The 18,121-nt window shown below is 70.2% G+C and carries 17 protein-coding genes; 9 read left to right on the forward strand and 8 right to left on the reverse strand.

The window, feature by feature from the left end; all coding sequences use genetic code 11:
* The first annotated feature begins 43 nt into the window (after window positions 1-43).
* The 4 genes from LWF15_RS10465 to LWF15_RS10480 all read left to right on the forward strand — a co-directional run bounded on the left by LWF15_RS10465 (window position 44) and on the right by LWF15_RS10480 (window position 3,618).
* The gene (locus LWF15_RS10465; RefSeq protein WP_232810243.1) at window positions 44-1,177 is read left to right on the forward strand and encodes an ABC transporter ATP-binding protein; all 1,134 of its coding nucleotides are present in this window, start codon (window positions 44-46) and stop codon (window positions 1,175-1,177) included.
* Entirely contained in the window at window positions 1,174-1,821 is a 648-nt protein-coding gene (locus tag LWF15_RS10470) for an ABC transporter permease (RefSeq protein WP_232810244.1), read from the forward strand. Before LWF15_RS10465 ends, LWF15_RS10470 begins: the two co-directional genes overlap by 4 nt.
* Entirely contained in the window at window positions 1,818-2,555 is a 738-nt protein-coding gene (locus LWF15_RS10475; RefSeq protein ID WP_232810245.1) for an ABC transporter permease, read from the forward strand. Before LWF15_RS10470 ends, LWF15_RS10475 begins: the two co-directional genes overlap by 4 nt.
* Window positions 2,556-2,697: 142 nt before the next feature.
* The gene (locus tag LWF15_RS10480) at window positions 2,698-3,618 is read left to right on the forward strand and encodes an ABC transporter substrate-binding protein (RefSeq protein ID WP_232810246.1); all 921 of its coding nucleotides are present in this window, start codon (window positions 2,698-2,700) and stop codon (window positions 3,616-3,618) included.
* Between the two features lie 86 nt (window positions 3,619-3,704).
* On the opposite strand, the gene LWF15_RS10485 is transcribed toward LWF15_RS10480, so the two are convergent.
* The 3 genes from LWF15_RS10485 to LWF15_RS10495 form a co-directional block, all read right to left on the reverse strand.
* Window positions 3,705-4,364, reverse strand: coding sequence for a hypothetical protein (locus tag LWF15_RS10485; protein ID WP_232810247.1), 660 nt, complete (start codon window positions 4,362-4,364; stop codon window positions 3,705-3,707).
* 141 nt (window positions 4,365-4,505) lie between these two features.
* Window positions 4,506-4,682 (reverse strand): hypothetical protein, encoded by a 177-nt coding sequence (locus LWF15_RS10490; RefSeq protein ID WP_232810248.1) that lies wholly within the window; start codon window positions 4,680-4,682, stop codon window positions 4,506-4,508.
* An 85-nt stretch (window positions 4,683-4,767) separates the two neighbouring features.
* Entirely contained in the window at window positions 4,768-5,565 is a 798-nt protein-coding gene (locus tag LWF15_RS10495; protein WP_232810249.1) for an IclR family transcriptional regulator, read from the reverse strand.
* 202 nt (window positions 5,566-5,767) lie between these two features.
* On the opposite strand from LWF15_RS10495, the gene hutU reads away from it, so the two are divergent.
* Genes hutU through hutI form a run of 4 tightly spaced genes read left to right on the forward strand, consistent with a single transcriptional unit; the run spans window position 5,768 to window position 11,168 of the window.
* Window positions 5,768-7,432, forward strand: a complete 1,665-nt coding sequence (gene hutU, locus LWF15_RS10500; RefSeq protein ID WP_408623043.1) for a urocanate hydratase — start codon at window positions 5,768-5,770, stop codon at window positions 7,430-7,432.
* Window positions 7,429-8,616, forward strand: a complete 1,188-nt coding sequence (locus tag LWF15_RS10505; RefSeq protein ID WP_232810251.1) for an allantoate amidohydrolase — start codon at window positions 7,429-7,431, stop codon at window positions 8,614-8,616. The genes hutU and LWF15_RS10505 overlap by 4 nt, the downstream gene beginning before the upstream one ends.
* A complete protein-coding gene (locus tag LWF15_RS10510; protein WP_232810252.1) occupies window positions 8,613-9,944 on the forward strand; it encodes a formimidoylglutamate deiminase in 1,332 nt (443 codons plus the stop codon). The genes LWF15_RS10505 and LWF15_RS10510 overlap by 4 nt, the downstream gene beginning before the upstream one ends.
* Window positions 9,945-9,956: 12 nt before the next feature.
* Entirely contained in the window at window positions 9,957-11,168 is a 1,212-nt protein-coding gene (gene hutI / locus LWF15_RS10515) for an imidazolonepropionase (RefSeq protein WP_232810253.1), read from the forward strand.
* On the opposite strand, the gene LWF15_RS10520 is transcribed toward hutI, so the two are convergent.
* Window positions 11,165-11,719 (reverse strand): GNAT family N-acetyltransferase, encoded by a 555-nt coding sequence (locus tag LWF15_RS10520; RefSeq protein ID WP_232810254.1) that lies wholly within the window; start codon window positions 11,717-11,719, stop codon window positions 11,165-11,167. The genes hutI and LWF15_RS10520 overlap by 4 nt on opposite strands.
* 27 nt (window positions 11,720-11,746) lie before the next feature.
* A complete protein-coding gene (locus LWF15_RS10525; RefSeq protein ID WP_232810255.1) occupies window positions 11,747-12,790 on the reverse strand; it encodes a Gfo/Idh/MocA family protein in 1,044 nt (347 codons plus the stop codon).
* A 188-nt stretch (window positions 12,791-12,978) separates the two neighbouring features.
* On the opposite strand from LWF15_RS10525, the gene LWF15_RS36210 reads away from it, so the two are divergent.
* Window positions 12,979-15,138: an ABC transporter ATP-binding protein gene (locus LWF15_RS36210; RefSeq protein ID WP_269809943.1), complete on the forward strand. Its 2,160-nt coding sequence runs from the start codon at window positions 12,979-12,981 to the stop codon at window positions 15,136-15,138.
* Window positions 15,139-15,381: 243 nt separating this feature from the next.
* On the opposite strand, the gene LWF15_RS36215 is transcribed toward LWF15_RS36210, so the two are convergent.
* From LWF15_RS36215 to LWF15_RS10545, 3 genes are all read right to left on the reverse strand, one after another.
* Window positions 15,382-15,510: a hypothetical protein gene (locus tag LWF15_RS36215; protein ID WP_269809944.1), complete on the reverse strand. Its 129-nt coding sequence runs from the start codon at window positions 15,508-15,510 to the stop codon at window positions 15,382-15,384.
* A 103-nt stretch (window positions 15,511-15,613) separates the two neighbouring features.
* On the reverse strand, window positions 15,614-16,735 hold the full coding sequence (locus LWF15_RS10540) for an aromatic ring-hydroxylating oxygenase subunit alpha (protein WP_232810256.1): 1,122 nt from the start codon (window positions 16,733-16,735) through the stop codon (window positions 15,614-15,616).
* Between the two features lie 124 nt (window positions 16,736-16,859).
* On the reverse strand, window positions 16,860-18,104 hold the full coding sequence (locus tag LWF15_RS10545) for an NAD(P)/FAD-dependent oxidoreductase (RefSeq protein ID WP_232810257.1): 1,245 nt from the start codon (window positions 18,102-18,104) through the stop codon (window positions 16,860-16,862).
* Window positions 18,105-18,121: the final 17 nt, after the last annotated feature.

The raw sequence follows: 18,121 nt of genomic DNA on the forward strand, positions 1-18,121 counted from the left end.
ACCACCGCCGAGCCACTGATGCACCGAGAGCAGAGATGAGCGCATGATCAAGTTTGAATCCGTGGTCAAGAGGTACCCGGACGGCACCGTGGCGGTGAACGGCCTTGACCTGGTCGCCCCGTCCGGCAAGATCACCGTTTTCGTCGGGCCCTCCGGATGCGGCAAGACCACCTCGCTGCGCATGATCAACCGGATGATCGAGCCCACCTCGGGCACCATCTGGCTGGACGACCAGGACACCGGCAAGGTGGACGCGAGCACGCTCCGGCGCGGCATCGGCTACGTGATCCAGCACGCCGGGCTGTTCCCGCACCGCACCATCGTGGACAACATCGCCACCGTGCCGCTGCTGCTGGGCTGGGACAAGAAGAAGGCCCGGGCCCGCTCGCTGGAACTGATGGAACGGGTCGGGCTGGACACGAACTTCGCCAAGCGTTACCCCGCCCAGCTCTCCGGCGGTCAGCAGCAGCGGGTCGGGGTGGCCCGGGCGCTCGCCGCCGACCCGCCGGTGATGCTGATGGACGAGCCGTTCAGCGCGGTCGACCCGGTGGTGCGGGGTGAGCTTCAGGACGAGTTCCTGCGCCTGCAGTCGGAACTGGGCAAGACGATCATCTTCGTCACCCACGACATCGACGAGGCGGTGAAGCTCGGCGACCAGGTGGCCGTGCTCAAGGTCGGCGGCACGCTGGCCCAGCTGGCCTCCCCCGCCGAACTGCTGACCGATCCGGTGGACGACTTCGTGGCCGGGTTCGTCGGGCGCGACCGTGGTTACCGTGCACTGGGTTTCGAGTCCGGCACCCTCGACCCGCAGACCGAGCAGACGGTCAAGCTGGGCGACGACGCGGCCGCCGTGCAGCGGACCGCCCGCGACGGCTGGGCGCTGGCGCTCGACGACGCCCGGCGCCCGCTGGGCTGGGTGCGGGCCGCCGCCATCCCCAGCAGCAAGCTGGTCGCACCAGAACTGTTGCACCGCGGCGGAACTCTGGCCCCGGTGTCGGGTTCACTGCGGGCCGCCCTGGACGCGGCACTCTCCTCGCCCTCCGGCCGCGGAGTGCTGGTGGACGAGAACGGCGCGCTGGTGGGCACGGTCACCGCCGCCGAGGTGGTCGCGCGGATCGAGTCGCACCTGCACGCGCGGCGCGACCAGCACGACGAGGGTGCGGTGACCGGCGGATGATCAACTATCTGAAGAACAACCCGGACAACATCACCCAGTGGTTCTTCGCCCACCTGTGGCTCTCGGTGCTGCCGGTGGCGCTCGGCCTGCTGATCGCGCTGCCGATCGGCTGGGTGGCCAGCCGCTACCGGTGGACGTACCCGCCGATCACCAACCTGGCCGGGCTGCTCTACACGATCCCGTCGCTGGCGCTGTTCATCATCATGCCCTCGATCCTGGGCACGAAGATCCTGTCGCCGATCAACATGGTGGTGGCGCTGACCGTGTACAGCGTGGCGCTGCTGGTGCGGGTGGTCGCCGACGGGCTGAACTCGGTGGCCCCGGACGTGCGGGCGGCCGCCACCGCGATGGGCTTCACCGGGCTGGGCCGCTTCCTGCGGGTCGACCTGCCGATCGCGGTCCCGGTGATCACCGCCGGCCTGCGGGTGGCCACCGTGGCCAACGTCAGCCTGGTCTCGATCGGCGCGCTGATCGGGGTGCCGCAGCTGGGCTCGCTGTTCACCACCGGCTTCGGCCGCTACATCCCCGGCATCGTGCTGCTGGGCATCCTTCTGTGCCTGGTCCTGGCGCTGGTGCTGGACGGGCTGATCATCCTGGGCAGCCGGCTGCTGACCCCCTGGCAGCGGGCGGTGGCGAAGCGATGATCAACGGCATCGTGGAATGGCTGAGCGACAGCCAGAACTGGTCCGGCCCGGACGGGATCCCCGCCCGGCTCGCCGAGCACCTGCAGTACTCCTTCGAGGCCCTGCTCTTCGTCCTGTTGATCGGCATCCCGCTGGGGCTCTTCATCGGGCACACCGGCCGGGGCGCGGTGGCCGTGGCGGGCACGGCGAACGCACTGCGGGCCCTGCCCACCTTCGGTCTGCTGGTGTACGTGGTCATCCAGTTCTCCGGCAGCCTGCCGGCCGACTGGGCCTACCGGGGACCCGCCCTGCTCGTGCTCGTGGTTCTGGGAGTGCCGGCGGTGCTGTCGAACACCTACGCTGGTGTCCAGAACGTCGACGCGGCGGCCCGGGACGCGGCCAAGGGAATGGGCATGACCGGCTGGCAGGTGCTCTGGCGGGTCGAGGTCCCCAATGCACTGCCGCTGATCCTTTCCGGCGTGCGTAGTTCGATGCTGCAGATCATCGCCACCGCCACCGTTGCGGCCTACGTGACCCTGGGCGGCCTCGGCCGCTACATCATCGACGGCCTTTCCCAGCAGGACTACGCGCAGATGGCGGGCGGCGCCCTGCTGGTGGCCCTGCTCGCGGTCGCCCTCGACCTGGTGTTCGCGGTGGTGCAGCGCTACGTCGTCTCCCGCGGGATCACCGGCCGCTATGCCACTCCGGCGGCCAGCGCCGACGTGACGGCGGCCGAGTCCAAGGTCGCGGTTTGAACCGTTGATCGCATTCTGTGCCGATTCGACACCGAAGACGTTGCCGAGTTGAGATCCGCACGACTCCCGGCCGTACCCACAGTTCCCCGGAGCAGACGACAAGCTGTCAGCTACGGGACCCATAACCCACAGGAGATCACTGATGAATCGACGCAGGATGGCCTTCGCCACGGCCCTGGCCTCCACTGCCGCCCTGGCGCTGTCCGCGTGCGGCGGCGACAGCGACCCTCTCGACACCTCCAGCGGCGGTGAGGGCGGCTCCTCCTCCGAGTCGATCATCGTCGGCTCGGCGAACTTCCCCGAGAACGAACTGCTCGCCGAGATCTACGCCGGCGCCCTCGAGGCCAAGGGGGTCTCGGTGTCGAAGAAGCTCAACATCGGCTCCCGCGAGGCCTACATCCCGGGCCTCGAGGACGGCTCGATCGACCTGCTGCCGGAGTACTCGGGCAACCTGCTCTCGTACCTCGACGACACGGCCACGGCGGTCAGCTCCGAAGAGGTCTACGCCGCCCTGCCGGAGGCCCTGCCCGAGGGCCTGTCGGTGCTCGAGCAGTCCGCGGCCGAGGACAAGGACGTGGTCACGGTCACCAAGGAGACCGCGGACAAGTACAGCCTGAAGTCGATCGGCGACCTCAAGGGCAAGAACCTGATCCTGGGTGGCCCGCCGGAGTGGAAGACCCGGCCGACCGGCGTCCCCGGCTTCAAGAAGAACTACGGCGTCGAGTTCAAGGAGTTCAAGGCGCTCGACCCGGGCGGCCCGCTCACCGTCGCCGCGCTGAAGAACGGCACGGTCGACGTGGCCGACATGTTCAGCACCGACCCGACGATCAGCACCAACGGCTGGGTCACCCTGGAGGACCCGGAGAACCAGTTCGCCGCGCAGAACGTGGTGCCGGTGATCAACAAGGCCAAGGCCAGCGGCACCGTCACCGACGCCCTGAACGCCGTCTCGGCCAAGCTGACCACCGAGAACCTCACCAGCATGATGGGTGAGATCAACCAGGAGCAGAAGGAGCCGGCCGACGTTGCCGAGGAGTTCCTCTCCAGCAACGGCCTGAGCTGACCCGGAAGTGACGAGTGCCCGCCTGCGCTGCTGCGCAGGCGGGCACTCGTGCTTTCGGCGCCGAGACCAGCCGAGAAAAGCCGGGATCAGCAGGCCTGGGCCCGCACCAGCGCCTTGATCGATCCTGATTTCTGCTTCTTGCTGCAGTCGATGGCGCCGTACCACTCGCCGCTCCAGCCGCTGGCCTTGCCCTTGGCCCGGGTGGACCAGGTACGGCTGTCCTCGGCCTGGTTGATCTGTGTGCACACCTGGTACACGTAGCTGCCGGTGCCGCGGCGAACGCCCTTAAAGAACGCGAAGTCCCGCGCCTTCTTCGCACCCGGGACCGAGAAGGTCTCGGTCATGGAGAGACTCTTCGTGGAACTGCGCAGAGCCTCCAGCCCGACGTTCAGTTCCGTCTCCAGGCTGCCCAGGATGCCCGCCTTGACCGAGCCGCTGACCGAGGTGTTCGCCGTGACGGTGGTGGAGAAGGTGGACTCCCGGTGCAAGGTCTTGCTCTGGCTGAAGGCCACATGAGCAGGCAGGCTGACGGTCTTGGTACCAACCAGCGCCCAGGCCTTCTTCGACTTCTTCCACAGCACGCGCTTCTTACCGAGCGTGCAGTTCACGACCGCCGCCTCCGGGCCGGCGGCAGAGGCCGTCGCCGAGGCCGTCCCGCTCGTGGCCGCACTCGCTGGCGCCGCCACCCAACCACCCATGAGCAGCGATGTGGCAAGTACGAGTCCAGCCGCACGTCGGATCTTCATGTCTTCATCCCCTCCGGATCGCCGCTGCACACCGGACTTCCCGGAGAGCGGCGGCGTTCATCCTGCGAGGGGTGTTGATCTACGGTCAACGAAATTCAACAAGCGTGCACTTTTGTACTCATTCCCCGACGCCATCCCGGTTCAGCGGGAGCGGGCCTCGGAGACGGCCTTCTTGGGCGGCTTGGCGCTGAACTCGTAGGTGGTCAGGTCGATGCGGGTGGCGAAACCGGCGTCGGAGAGCCGCTTCAGCACCACGGGGCAGGTCTTGCACCGCGGTTTGTCCTTGCAGCACTTCTTCTTCGCCTTCTTCACGCCCATTCTTGAGACCTTAGGTGAGCCTCGCCTAACTGCCAAGACAGGTGGTCTGTGCAGGCCGGTCAGTGAGCCTGGGATGTGGGCACCGTCACGCCCTTCCCGGGGGTCGGCCGCCTCCGTGCAGTCGGCGTTCGAGGGCACCGGCGGCGGCCTGCACCGAGCTCACCAGCTTTTCGCGGTCCGCCACCGTGCCCCCGGGGTAGGTCACGGCGACGGCTGCCGCCGGGTGTCCGTTGTGGTCGAGCACGGCGACTGCCACCGACGAGAAGCCGGGGGTGACTTCGTCGGTCTCGACGGCGTAGCCGGCCCGGCGTACGGCGGCCAGCAGGCGCCTCAGTTCGGACAGGCTCGCGGGTGGGGTGGCGGGCTCGGGCTGAGCGGGGGTGAGGGCCTGGCCGGCGAAGGCTTCGCGGCCTGGGAAGAGGGCCCGGACCTGGGCCTCGGGGAGGGCGGCGAGCATTGCGCGGCCGCTGGCGGTGAGTTCGCTGGGCAGGCGCACGCCCACGTCGGTGACCAATGGGGGACGTCCGGGGGCCCGTTCCTCGATGAGATACAGCACTTCCCGGCCGTGCAGCACGCCCAGATGCGCCGTGTGCCCGACCGCGTCGACCAGTCGGGAGAGCACGAGTCGGGAGAGACGCTGCAAGGGCTCCTGGCGGGAGTAGGCCGAGCCGATCTCGAACGCGGCGACCCCGAGGCCGTAGCGCCGTTCCTCGGGCAGGTGGGTGACGAAGCCTTGTTCGATCATGGCCGTGAGCAGGTGGTACACCGTGCTCCGGGGCAGCCCGAGCTCACGGGCCAGGGCACCGGCGGGCAGGGGGCCGGGGGCCTTGGCGAGCGCTCGCAGGATGGCCAGGGCCCTGGTCGCGGCGGGCACCTGGCCCACGCCCGAACTGTCCGGCCCGGCCGCCGGGCGCGTGGCCGGCCCGGTTGCCGACCCCGCACCTGCCCGAGCCCGCCCTGATCGGCGGCCACCGGCGTCCTCTTGTTTCGACACCCGCTCAGTGTCTCGGATCCGAGACAGGAAGACCGTGGCGGTCCTGTCACCGAGCTCCGGGCGACGGTCCAATGGAGACATGACCTCCTCGATTTCCGGCCCCCGGCCCGTGAAGGCGCCGCACGGCAGCACCCTGACCGCCGGCAGCTGGCAGACCGAGGCGCCGCTGCGGATGCTCCAGAACAACCTCGACCCGGACGTCGCCGAGCGCCCCGACGACCTGGTCGTCTACGGCGGCACCGGCCGCGCGGCCCGGGACTGGGCCAGCTACGACGCGATGATCCGCACCCTGACCACGCTCAAGGACGACGAGACGATGCTCGTGCAGTCCGGTCGGCCGGTGGGCGTGATGCGCACCCACGAGTGGGCGCCGCGCGTGCTGATCGCCAACTCCAACCTGGTCGGCGACTGGGCCACCTGGCCGGAGTTCCGGCGGCTGGAGAAGCTCGGCCTGACCATGTACGGCCAGATGACGGCCGGTTCCTGGATCTACATCGGCACCCAGGGCATCCTGCAGGGCACCTACGAGACGTTCGCGGCGGTCGCGGCCAAGCGCTTCAACGGCACCCTGGCCGGCACCCTCACCCTGACCGGCGGCGCCGGCGGCATGGGCGGGGCGCAGCCGCTGTCGGTCACGCTCAACGACGGGGTCTGCCTGATCGTGGACGTGGACGCCTCGCGTCTGAAGCGCCGCGTCGAGACCCGCTACCTGGACGAGATCGCCAACGACATGGACGACGCAATCGCCCGGGTGCTGGCGGCCAAGGCGGCCCGGCGCCCGCTGAGCGTCGGACTGGTCGGCAACTGCGCCACCGTCTTCCCTGAGCTGCTGCGCCGGGGCGTCGAGATCGACATCGTCACCGACCAGACCTCCGCCCACGACCCGCTGTCGTACCTGCCCGAGGGCGTCGAACTGGGCGACTGGCACGACTACGCGCAGGCCAAGCCGGAGGAGTTCACCGACCGGGCCCGGGTCTCGATGGCCAAGCACGTCGAGGCCATGGTCGGGTTCATGGACGCAGGTGCCGAGGTGTTCGACTACGGCAACTCGATCCGCGACGAGGCCCGCCTCGGTGGCTACGACCGGGCGTTCGCCTTCCCCGGCTTCGTGCCCGCCTACATCCGGCCGCTGTTCAGCGAGGGCAAGGGGCCGTTCCGCTGGGCCGCGCTGTCCGGCGACCCGCGCGACATCGCGGTGACCGATAAGGCCGTGCTGGACCTGTTCCCGGACAACGACCACCTGCACCGTTGGATTAAGGCAGCCGGCGAGAAGGTGGCCTTCCAGGGGCTGCCCGCGCGGATCTGCTGGCTCGGCTACGGCGAGCGGGACAAGGCCGGGCTTCGATTCAACGAGCTGGTGGCCTCCGGCGAGATCAGCGCCCCGCTGGTGATCGGCCGCGACCACCTGGACTCCGGCAGTGTGGCCTCGCCCTACCGGGAGACCGAGGCGATGCTCGACGGTTCCGACGCGATCGCCGACTGGCCGCTGCTGAACGCGATGATCAACACCGCCTCCGGAGCCACCTGGGTGTCGCTGCACCACGGCGGCGGGGTCGGCATCGGCCGGTCGCTGCACGCCGGTCAGGTCACGGTGGCCGACGGCACTCCGTTGGCCGCCCAGAAGCTCGAGCGGGTGCTCACGAACGATCCGGGGATGGGCGTGATCCGGCATGTGGACGCCGGTTACGACATCGCGGAGCGGGTGGCGGCCGAGCGCGGCGTGCGGGTGCCGATGCGCGAGGGCGACCAGGCGTGAGCTTCACCCGGCGCTGGGCGGAACTGGAGCCGATCGGGCGGGCCTCGTCCGGCGGGTACCGCAGGTTCGCGTGGACTCCCGAAGACGCCTCATTACGTGAGTGGTTCGCGGGTGAGGTGCAGGCGCTCGGCCTGGACCTCACCGTCGACCGGGCCGGCAATCAGTGGGCCTGGTGGGGAGATCCGGACTCGGCGCCCGGCGTCGTGACCGGGAGCCACCTGGACTCGGTGCCGGACGGCGGCGCCTTCGACGGCCCTCTCGGCGTGGTGAGCGCGCTGGCGGCGGTGGAAACCCTGCGTTCGGAAGGTTTCCAACCGGCGCGCCCGATCGGTGTGGTCAACTTCGTGGACGAGGAGGGGGCCCGGTTCGGCGTCGCCTGTGCGGGTTCCCGGGTGATCACCGGAGCGATGACGGCCGAGCGAGCCTCCGGTCTGCGCGACGGCGAGGGGGTCTCGCTGGGTGAGGCCATGCAGCGGGCCGGACTTCGGCCCGAGCACCTGGGCCGGGACGAGGAGACTCTGCGTCGGATCGGGGTCTTCGTCGAGCTGCACGTGGAGCAGGGCAAGGCCCTGGCCACCGACGAGTTCGACGCCGCGATCGGGGTGGGCACGGCGATCTGGCCGCACGGGCGCTGGCGCTTCGACTTCCCGGGCGAGGCCAACCACGCCGGAACCACCCGGCTCGTCGACCGTAAAGACCCGATGCTGGCCTACGCCTCGACGGTGCTGGCCGCCCGGCAGGCCGCGGAGCGGAACCAGGCGGTGGCCACCTTCGGCAAGCTCACGGTCGAGCCGAACGGAGTGAACGCCATCCCCTCGCTCGTGCGGGCCTGGCTGGACGCCCGTGCCCCGTCGGAGACCGACGTGCAGGCGTTGCTGCGGGAGTTGAGCGCCGAGGCCGAGGCGCTGGGCGCCACGGTCAGCGAGGAGTCCTGGACGGGGAACACGCTGTTCGATCCCGAACTGGCGCTGCGTCTGAGCAAGACCCTGGGCGGAGCGCCTCTGCTGGGCACGGGGGCCGGGCACGACGCGGGGATCCTGGCCACGGCCGGCGTGAGCACGGCGATGTTGTTCGTGCGCAACCCCACCGGCATGTCGCACACTCCGTCCGAGTTCGCCGAAGAGTCGGACTGTCTGGCCGGGGTCGATGCCCTCACCACGGTCCTGCGGGAACTGGCGGCATGAAACGCTATTGGGCACCGCACGCCTGGCTCCCGAGCGGGATGGCCGCCTCGGTGAGGATCTCGGTCGAACCGGGCGGAACGATCGCAGCGCTCGAGAGCGGGGTCGCGGCCGACGCCGGCGACGAGCGCCTGCCGGGCGTGGTGCTGCCCGGACTGGCGAATGCCCATTCGCACGCCTTCCACCGGGCTCTGCGGGGCCGTACGCACGCCGACGGCGGATCGTTCTGGACCTGGCGCACGGTCATGTACGACGTGGCCCAGAAGCTCGATCCGGACTCGTACCTGGCTCTGGCCCGGGCCGTCTACGCCGAGATGGCCCTGGCCGGCATCACCACCGTGGGCGAGTTCCACTACTTGCACCACGACCGCAACGGCCGGCGCTATGCCGACCCGAACGCGATGGGCGAGGCGCTGCGTCAGGCCGCGGCCGATGCGGGTATCCGGATCACTCTGCTCGACACCTGCTACCTGGCCGGCGGTCTGACAGCCGATGGCTACACCGAACTCAACGACGTACAGCAGCGTTTCGGTGACGGAGATGCCGAAGCCTGGGCCGAACGGGTCTCCTCGCTCCGGCCTTCGGCCGGGATGCGGGTCGGCGCGGCAATTCATTCGGTCCGGGCGGTGCCGCGTGATCAGCTGGGTGCCGTGGCGGCTTTCACACGTATGGACGAGGGGCGCGACGCCCCGCTGCATGTGCACCTTTCCGAGCAACCGGCTGAGAACCAGGCCTGCCTGGACCGGTACGGGCTCACGCCCACCGGGCTACTGAAGGATGCCGGCGTTCTGGGACCACAGACGTCCCTTGTTCATGCCACCCACCTGACCGACACTGACATCAAAGACCTGAGTGGCACTTTCGCCTGTTTCTGCCCGACCACCGAGCGGGACCTGGCCGACGGGATCGGACCGGCGCGGGCCCTGGCCGAGGCCGGGGCAACGCTCACCCTGGGCAGCGACCAGCACGCCGTGATCGACCTCTTCGAAGAGGCCCGCGCCCTGGAGATGCATGAACGGCTCAGCACCCTCCAGCGCGGCCGCTTCTCCCCCGACCAACTGCTCACCGCCCTGACCGAGAGCGGCCAGCGCAGCCTGGGTTGGCCGGAACTGGGCCAGATCCGGGTGGGTGCCCCGGCCGACCTGGTCGCCGTACGCCTGGACTCGGTGCGCACCGCCGGCAGCGCCCCCGAGCAGATCACCCTGAGCGCCACCGCCCCCGACGTCGACACCGTGCTGGTCGGCGGGGAGGTCGTGGTCAGCCAGGGCCGACACCGGCTCGGCGACGTGGGCGCGCTGCTCACCGACGCCCTCGAAACACTCCACGCCTGAGAGGATCCACCTGTGAGTCACCTGGTCACCGGGATCGCTTCGCTCGTCACCAACGATCCGGCGATCGGCGACGGCTCGGCGCTCGGCCTGGTCGAGAACGCCGCCGTAGTGGTCGAGGGCGACCGCATCGCCTGGGTCGGCAGTGCCGCCCAGGCGCCCGCGACCGACTCCGTCACCGATCTCCAGGGGCGGGCGGTCGTCCCGGGTTTCGTCGACTCGCACTCGCATCTGGTGTTCGCCGGTGACCGGGCCGCCGAGTTCAGCGCCCGGATGACCGGCGAGCCCTACACCGGCGGCGGAATCGCCACCACGATGGCCGCGACCCGGGCGGCCAGCGACGAGGAACTGGTCACCCACGTCCGCGAACTGGTGGCCGAGATGCGCGCGCAGGGCACCACCACGGTCGAGATCAAGAGCGGCTACGGGCTCGACGTGGCCGAGGAGGCCCGCGCGCTGCGGATCGCGGCGCAGGTCACTTCCGAGGTGACTTTCCTGGGCGCGCACGTGGTTCCACCCTCGATGCGGGACCGGCGACAGGACTACGTGGAGATGGTGAGCGGGCCGATGCTGCAGGCCTGCGCCCCCTATGCGCGCTGGGCCGACGTGTTCTGCGAACCGGCCAGCGCCTACGCCTTCGACGGCGACGAGACCCGCACCGTTCTGAAGGCCTGTGCGGCAGCCGGTCTGGAACTTCGGGTGCACGGCAACCAGCTCTCCGCGGGCCCCGGTGTGCAGATCGCCACCGAGCTCGACGCGGCCAGTGTCGACCACTGCACCCATCTGACCGAAGACGACGTGGCCGCGCTCGGGGCCGCCGGCCACCTCATCGATCCTGAGAACCCCTCGACCGGAACCGTTGCCACCCTGCTTCCGGGGGTCGAGTTCTCCACCCGCTCGCCCTACCCGGACGCCCGGCGCCTGATCGCCGCGGGCGCGGTGATCGGCCTGGCCAGCGACTGCAACCCGGGCTCGTGCTTCACCTCGTCGATGCCGCTGGTGATCGCCCTGGCGGTGCGGGAGATGAACATGACCCCGGCCGAGGCTCTCTGGTCGGCCACGCTCGGCGGTGCAATCGCCCTGCGGCGCAACGACATCGGCCGGATCCGGGTGGGATCCCGGGCCGACCTGACCGTGCTCGAGGCCCCCTCGTACCTGCACCTGGCCTACCGGCCGGGGGTGCCGCTGGCCCGGACCCTGGAACTCGCGGGCCAGGACAGGGCCTAGGAACGGCCGGCGAACCAGTCGGGGTTGAGGCGCTGGAACATGATGTGGTCCTGCCACTCGCCGTCGATCCGCAGGAACTTCGGCGCCCGGCCGATCCGCTCGAAGCCGTTCTTCTCCAGGACCCGCTGCGAGCGCACGTTGTGCACCAGCGTGTTCGCCCCGACCCGGTGCAGGTTCAGGGTGCGGAAGGAGATCGTCACCACCGCCTCCACGGCGATGGTGGCGACCCCCTTGCCGCCGGCCGACTCCGCGACCCAGTAACCGACGTCCCCCGACTGCAGGGATCCACGGACGATGTTGTTGACGTTGATCCGGCCCACCAGTTCTCCGTGGCGCAGGATCGCGCACGGCAGGTGCACCCCGCCCGAGTACAGGAGAAGGGCGTCGTCGATGATCCGGCGCTGCCCTTCGACGGTGAAGTACTCCTCGTCGCGGATCGGTTCCCACTGGCTCAGCCACTGCCGGTTGGCCTGCAGGACCCGGGCGAGCGGCTCGGCGTCCTCCTCGCGCAGGATGCGGATGACCACGCCGGTGTCCCGAGAAGAGCTCACGGGCTCAGCGTAGATCCGCGCCCTGGGTCAGTCTGCCGGACCCAGGTTCACGACCTGGCCGGTGCGGGCGCTGCGCCGGGCCGCGTCCAGCACCTCCATCGAGGCGATCGCGTCGCGCGGGTCGACCGGCACCTCGCCCTCGCCCCGCACCGCGGCGGCGAACGCCGGGTAGTACGTGTCCCAGCTCCCCCGCTCGGTGGGGACCGGGGTGCCCGCGTCACCGCGGTACAGGCGCCCGTAGTTCTCCTCCGGCTCCACACCCCACCGGTCGGCGGCGGTGGCCGGGTTGAGCCCTTCGATCAGCAGGGCCTCCTGCCCCTCCATGGGCTCGGTCAGCACGAACGAGCCGCGGCTGCCGCTGACCCGGTAGCGGGGACCCGGCGCGCCCTCGACCCAGTTGCCGATCAGGTGGCTCCGGACGCCGCCGGTGTGCTGGACGGCCACGAAGAAGCGGGAGTCGAGCCGGCCCTCCTCGGTGGTGTCCAGTTCGGCGTACACCGAGGCGGCCGGGCCGAACAGGTACAGGGCCTGGTCGACGAGGTGGCTGCCGAAGTCGCGCAGGATCCCGCCACCGGCCGCGGGCGGGGTGCCCTGCGGGTCGAAGCGCTCGAAGCGGGACTCGAAGCGGAACACCTCGCCGAGCTCACCGGTCTCGACCAGCTTCTTCACGGTGAGCAGGTCGGCGTCCCAGCGGCGGTTCTGGTACGGCGAGAGCTTCACGCCGGCCTTCTCGGCGGCCTCCACCACGGCCCGGGCGTCGGCCGCGTCCAGGGCGAAGGGCTTGTCGCAGGCCACGGCCAGGCCCAGCTCGATCGCCTCGAGCATCAGCGGCACGTGGGTGGGGGCCGGGGTGGAGATGGCCACCGCCTGGGCACCAGAGGCCTTCAGCTCGCCCAGCGAGGCGAAGGTGGGCACGCCGGGGTAGAGCTCGGCCACCTCGGCCTGCCGCTGCGCCGAGGTGGTGACCACCCCGGCGAACTGCACGCCGGGGGCGGCCGCCAGCAGTGGGGCGTGGAAGTACTTCCCGCCGAAACCGAACCCGACCAGACCGATCTTCACGTCATCCGTCACGGGGCTGATCGTATGCACACCCCCCTGCCGGGCGTCGGTTCGGCTCTCGGAGAACACCGGAAGCGGGCCCGGTGCGGCCGGGTTCATCCGGTTGTGGGGCTGAGCCGGGCGGGAATCACGACGCGCGAATTGTCGGTGGTGCCAGGTACGGTCGGCTGCGACGGTCCGGGTCCGAGAGGGGGGCGGTAATGAGTGTCAGTGAACGGCCTGCTGGTCCGGCCGCCCCTGGTGGTGGGGGTGTGCGGGGGCACGGTCATGCCGGCCGCCATCCCGGTGCCACCGTGGCCGAGGCCGCCGCCGGGCTGCGCGAGGCCGCGGCCGACCGGGCTCTGCTGCGCCGGGTGGTCGCGCTGTTCCGCCCCTACCGCCGCCGGGTGCTGCTGGTCGGCGCGCTCATCCTGGTCACCGCCGGGCTCGGGGTGGCCAACCCGCTGCTGATCCGCGAGATCTTCGACAAGGCCCTGTTCGTGCCGGGCGGGCCGGACATCCCGCTCCTGGTCACCCTGTCGGCGATCATGATCGCCATCCCGGCCGTCTCCAGCGCCCTCGGGGTGTGGCAGGCCTACCAGACCAACTACGTGGGCCAGCAGATCATGCGGGACCTGCGCGGCCGGCTGTTCAGCCACCTGCAGAGCCTGTCGCTGCGGTTCTTCACCGGCACCCGCACCGGCGAGATCCAGAGCCGCCTGCAGAACGACGTGGGCGGCCTGCAGAACGTCATCACCGACACGGCCAGCACCCTGCTCAGCAACAGCGTCATCCTGATCTCCACGCTGATCGCCATGTTCGTGCTGTCCTGGCAGCTCACCCTGCTCTCCCTGGTGATGCTGCCGCTGTTCGTCTGGCTCACCGGCCGGGTCGGGCGGATCCGGCGCAGCATCACCGGCCGCACCCAGGCCGCTCTGGCCGAGATGAGCGCGATCACGCAGGAGTCGCTGTCGGTCTCGGGGGTGCTGCTGGCCAAGGTCTTCGGCCGGCAGGACCGCGACGCCGATCGCTACCACCGGCAGAACGAGAAGCTGGCCGACCTGCAGGTGCGCCAGCAGATCGTCGGCCGGGCCTTCTTCGCCGTGGTCTCCACCTTCTTCTCGATCACCCCGGTGCTGGTCTACCTGGTGGCCGGGTTCCAGCTGTCCAACGGCAGCGGCCCCAGCGCGGGCACGATCATCGCCTTCACCACGCTGCAGTCCCGGCTGTTCATGCCGATCGGTCAGGTGCTGCAGACCTCCACCGAGGTCTCCAGCAGCCTGGCCCTGTTCTCCCGGGTGTTCGGCTACCTGGATCTGCGGGCCGAGATCGTCGAGCCGCCGAACGCCCGCAGGCTCGCCCCCGAAGAGATCCGGGGCGAGGTGCGGCTGGAAGACGTCTGGTTCAGTTATGTCCCGGCCGAACCGACCGAAGCCGGCGAGGGTGACGGCTCCGACCTGGGCGGGCGCGGTCCTTCCACCCTGGCCGAGCGCAGCGGCCCCGAACGCAGCGCTGCTGATGACGGCGGTTTCCCACGAGCCGCTGACCCGCTGTTCCCCATAGCCGGCAGCACCCCGCCCGATTCACCCGCCGACACCTCCAGCACCCGCCGCTGGGCCCTGCGCGGCCTCGACCTCACGGTGCACCCGGGCCAACTGGCGGCCGTGGTGGGGGCCAGCGGCGCCGGCAAGACCACCCTCAGCTACCTGGTCCCCCGCCTCTACGACGTGGTCTCCGGCGCGGTCCGCCTCGACGGCCACGACGTGCGCGACCTCTCGCTCGACACCCTGGCCGACACGATCGGCATGGTCACGCAGGAGACCTACCTCTTCCACGCCACCGTTCGGGACAACCTCGCCTACGCCCGGCCCGAGGCCACCGACGAAGAGGTGGTCGCCGCGGCCCGCGCCGCCTTCATCCACGAGCGCATCCTCGAGCTGGAGAACGGCTACGACACGATCGTCGGCGAACGCGGTTACCGGCTCTCCGGCGGCGAGAAACAACGCCTCGCCATCGCCCGCGTGCTGCTCAAGAACCCCCGCGTCCTGGTGCTCGACGAGGCCACCAGCGCCCTCGACACGGTCAGCGAGCGCCGCGTCCAGGCCGCCCTGGAACCCCTGATGGCCGGTCGCACCACCATCGCCATCGCCCACCGCCTCTCCACCATCCGCTCGGCCGACGTCATCTTCGTGATCGACGCCGGCCAGGTGATCGAGCAGGGCACCCACGAGAGCCTGCTGGCCCTCGACGGCGCCTACGCCCGGCTCTACGAGCAGCAGTTCGGCGGCGGCCTGGTCGAGGCCCGCACCGCCGACGGCTTCCAGCTGAGCGACGGGCGGGTGCTGGAGACGGGGAGCAGTCGGGGCCGGGCCGAAAGCTAGGAGGAAGGCTGCGGACCATCCACCCATCGCAAGGGCAAGTGGCAATCCGCCCGCGCAGCCGACCTCTCCCGCGCAGCCACCCTTCTCCGCGCAGCCGCTCCCTTATGCAGCCATCTGCCCCACCCGGTCACCCGCCGAGCCCAGCCATCCCGTTCCACGCAGCCACCTGTCCCGCGCAGCCATCTGCCCTGCGTAGCCACCTCTCTCGCGCGGCCATCTGCCCCGCGCAGCCACCTCTCGCAGCTATCTGTCCCGCGCAGCCACCTCTCCCGCGCAGCCACCTGTCCCGCGCAGCCAGTCAGCGCCCTTGGAGATGCCCAGCAGCAGGCAGACCAGGCCGACGGCCAGGCCGAGGGCGCCCACCTCTCCCACGCAGCCATCTGCCCCGCGTAGCCCACTCCCTCGCACACCTACCTGCCCCGCGGGCCACCCACCCCCGCCAGCCAACCTGACCGGCGCAGCAGCCGCAGGCGACCTACTCGGCCAGCCGGGCCTGGACCCACTCGTGGAACTCGGCGATGTGGTGTTCGCTCGGGACCAGCACACCGCCGGCCCGGTAGGCGCGGGACGACATGCCGGGCTGGGTTACCTCGCAGGCCTCGAAGTCCTGGCGGTTCACCCGGTCGAACAGCTCCACCGAGCGACTCAGGTCGGCGCCGGACTCGACCACCCCCGGCAGGTAGAGCCAGTCGCACTCGACCACGGTGCGGTCGACCGCCATCGGGTACATCCGGTGGAAGATGACGTGGTCCGGCACCAGGTTGATGAAGACCTGGGGGCGCACGGTGATGGCGTAGTAGCGGCGGTCGTGATCCTCGTCGACGCCCGGGATGCGCTCGTGACCGCCGGTGCCGTCGATGGTGAAAGCCTGCGCATCATCGCGGAACTCGGCGCCGTGACCGACGAAGGCCTGGGCCGCGTAACCCCCGGCGAACTCCGGCAGCATCTCGGTGAGCTCGGGGTGGATCGTGGCGCAGTGATAGCACTCCATGAAGTTCTCGATGATGAGCTTCCAGTTGGCCTTGACGTCGTAGGTGATGCGCCGGCCGACAGCCAGGTCGTCGACCTGCCAGCCGCCGATCACGCCCTCACCGCCCAGTCGCTCGTCGGCCGAGGCGATGACGTCGGTCTCGAAGGGGGGCGGCTCATCGGCCAGGCACACCCAGACGTAGCCCAGCCACTCGCGCAGATGCACGTTGATCAGGCCGTACTCGGTGCGGTCGATGTCCTGCATCTTGGTCAGGTTGGGCGCGGCCACGAGCTTGCCGTCCAAACCGTAAGTCCAGGCGTGGTACATGCATTGGATGTTGCGGCGCAGCTGCCCCTCCTCCGCGTTGCAGAGCCGGGCCCCGCGGTGCCGGCAGACGTTGAGGAAGGCCCGCACCTGCTGGTCCCGGCCGCGCAGGATGATCACGTTCTCCCGGCCGACCTGCTTGGTCACGAAGGCTCCGGGCTTGTCGAGCTCGGAGGAGCGGGCCGCGGCGAACCACATGCGCTCGAAGATCAGCTCCTGCTCGCGGGCGAACACCGCCGGATCGGCGTAGATGTTGCCGGGCAGCGTGGCCACGAGGCTCGGCGGCAGACTGACACTGGTCATGTCGAGCTCCAATCGAGAGGTTCCGAGCGCACCCATGATGACCGGGAATTGTTTCCCGCCCGTCACCACCACCGCATCGGTGCGGCCGGTCCCGGGAACTCGAGACCGGCCGTCCCACAATTTGTTACGGAAGACGCTGGGCGAGCTCACGCCGCCAGCGCCCGAACACCTTCGGCTGGCCCACTCCGAAGACTCCCACCGGCTCGCCGCCCCGCCGGTAGATCACTGTGAAGGCCGGTCCGGTCAGATCGCCTTCTACCAGCTCGGTCTCGTCGCCGGGTTCGTGATGACCGGCGAACTGGAAGTTCTTGCCGTACTGCTCCGACCAGACGTAGGGCACCTTCATCGCAGGGGCGAGCGGCGGCGCCGGTACGCCGAGCAGCGCAGCTACGGCTCGCGTGGGGTGCTGGGCAGCATGAGTCCAGTGCTCCTGCCGCATGACCCGACCGGCGAACGGATGATGGACGGCGGTGCAGTCGCCGGTTGCGACCACACCGGGAAGCGCTGTGCGACCGTCTTCGTCGGTGAGCACGCCGCCCGCCAGACTTCCTTCTGGGCCGTGACCGACCAGTCCGGTTTCCTGCAGCCATTCGGTGTTCGGCTCGGACCCGATGCCCACCACCACCACATCGGCCGGCAGCTCACGCCCGTCGGCCAGAACCACCCCGCCCACCCAGCCGGGCTCGTGCGGGTCCGGCGTGAGCGCCGAGACACCCACCCCGGTCAGAATTCTGACGCCGTTGGCCTCGTGCAGCGCAGCCATCGCCGCTCCGACCTCGACCCCGAGCGGACCGGCCAGAAGCGCCGGGGCCATCTCGACCACGGTCACTTCGACCTCGAGACCGACTGCAGTAGAAGCAATCTCAGCACCGATGAACCCGCCCCCGACGACCACCAGCCGGGCTCCGGGCACCAGCTCCGCCTTGAGCGCGATCGCATCATCGAGCGTGCGCAGGGTGTGCACCCCGGAGAGCGGCTCGGGCGCGGGCAGCTTGCGCGCCCGGGCTCCGGTGGCGATCACCACCCCGTCGGCCTTGAGCTCTTCGCTGTCCTGCAGACCGATGACCCAGCCCTGATCCTCGGCCGGCCTGAGCGACACCGCCCGCTGCCCCAGCCGCCAGTCCAGGTCCAGCTCGGCGTCGGTGGGCAGCCCCAGCGCGATCTTCGCCGGATCCCACTCACCGGCCAGGAAGGACTTGGACAGCGGCGGCCGGTCGTACGGGTCGTGCTTCTCGTCCCCGACCAGGACGACGCGGCCGGTGAAGCCCAGTTCCCGAAGGGCCCGCGCCGACGACAGCCCGGCCAGCCCCGTCCCGACCACAGCTACCACGGACATCGGCGGGGAGGGGCGTTCAGCCTGCTCGGTCATGGATCAGCTCCTGCGTC

Origin of the sequence: Kineosporia rhizophila, assembly GCF_021277265.1 — a bacterium.
Taxonomy (GTDB): Bacteria; Actinomycetota; Actinomycetes; order Actinomycetales; family Kineosporiaceae; genus Kineosporia; species Kineosporia rhizophila.

What these genes read in the sequence shown, in the direction of transcription:
- LWF15_RS10465 (WP_232810243.1), top strand. Translation starts at nt 44, where the DNA reads ATGATCAAGTTTGAATCCGTGGTCAAGAGGTACCCGGACGGCACCGTG.
- LWF15_RS10475 (WP_232810245.1), top strand. Translation starts at nt 1,818, where the DNA reads ATGATCAACGGCATCGTGGAATGGCTGAGCGACAGCCAGAACTGGTCC.
- LWF15_RS36210 (WP_269809943.1), top strand. Translation starts at nt 12,979, where the DNA reads ATGAGTGTCAGTGAACGGCCTGCTGGTCCGGCCGCCCCTGGTGGTGGG.
- LWF15_RS10485 (WP_232810247.1), bottom strand. Translation starts at nt 4,364, where the DNA reads ATGAAGATCCGACGTGCGGCTGGACTCGTACTTGCCACATCGCTGCTC.
- LWF15_RS10480 (WP_232810246.1), top strand. Translation starts at nt 2,698, where the DNA reads ATGAATCGACGCAGGATGGCCTTCGCCACGGCCCTGGCCTCCACTGCC.
- LWF15_RS10470 (WP_232810244.1), top strand. Translation starts at nt 1,174, where the DNA reads ATGATCAACTATCTGAAGAACAACCCGGACAACATCACCCAGTGGTTC.
- LWF15_RS10545 (WP_232810257.1), bottom strand. Translation starts at nt 18,104, where the DNA reads ATGACCGAGCAGGCTGAACGCCCCTCCCCGCCGATGTCCGTGGTAGCT.
- LWF15_RS10490 (WP_232810248.1), bottom strand. Translation starts at nt 4,682, where the DNA reads ATGGGCGTGAAGAAGGCGAAGAAGAAGTGCTGCAAGGACAAACCGCGG.
- LWF15_RS10510 (WP_232810252.1), top strand. Translation starts at nt 8,613, where the DNA reads ATGAAACGCTATTGGGCACCGCACGCCTGGCTCCCGAGCGGGATGGCC.
- LWF15_RS10540 (WP_232810256.1), bottom strand. Translation starts at nt 16,735, where the DNA reads ATGACCAGTGTCAGTCTGCCGCCGAGCCTCGTGGCCACGCTGCCCGGC.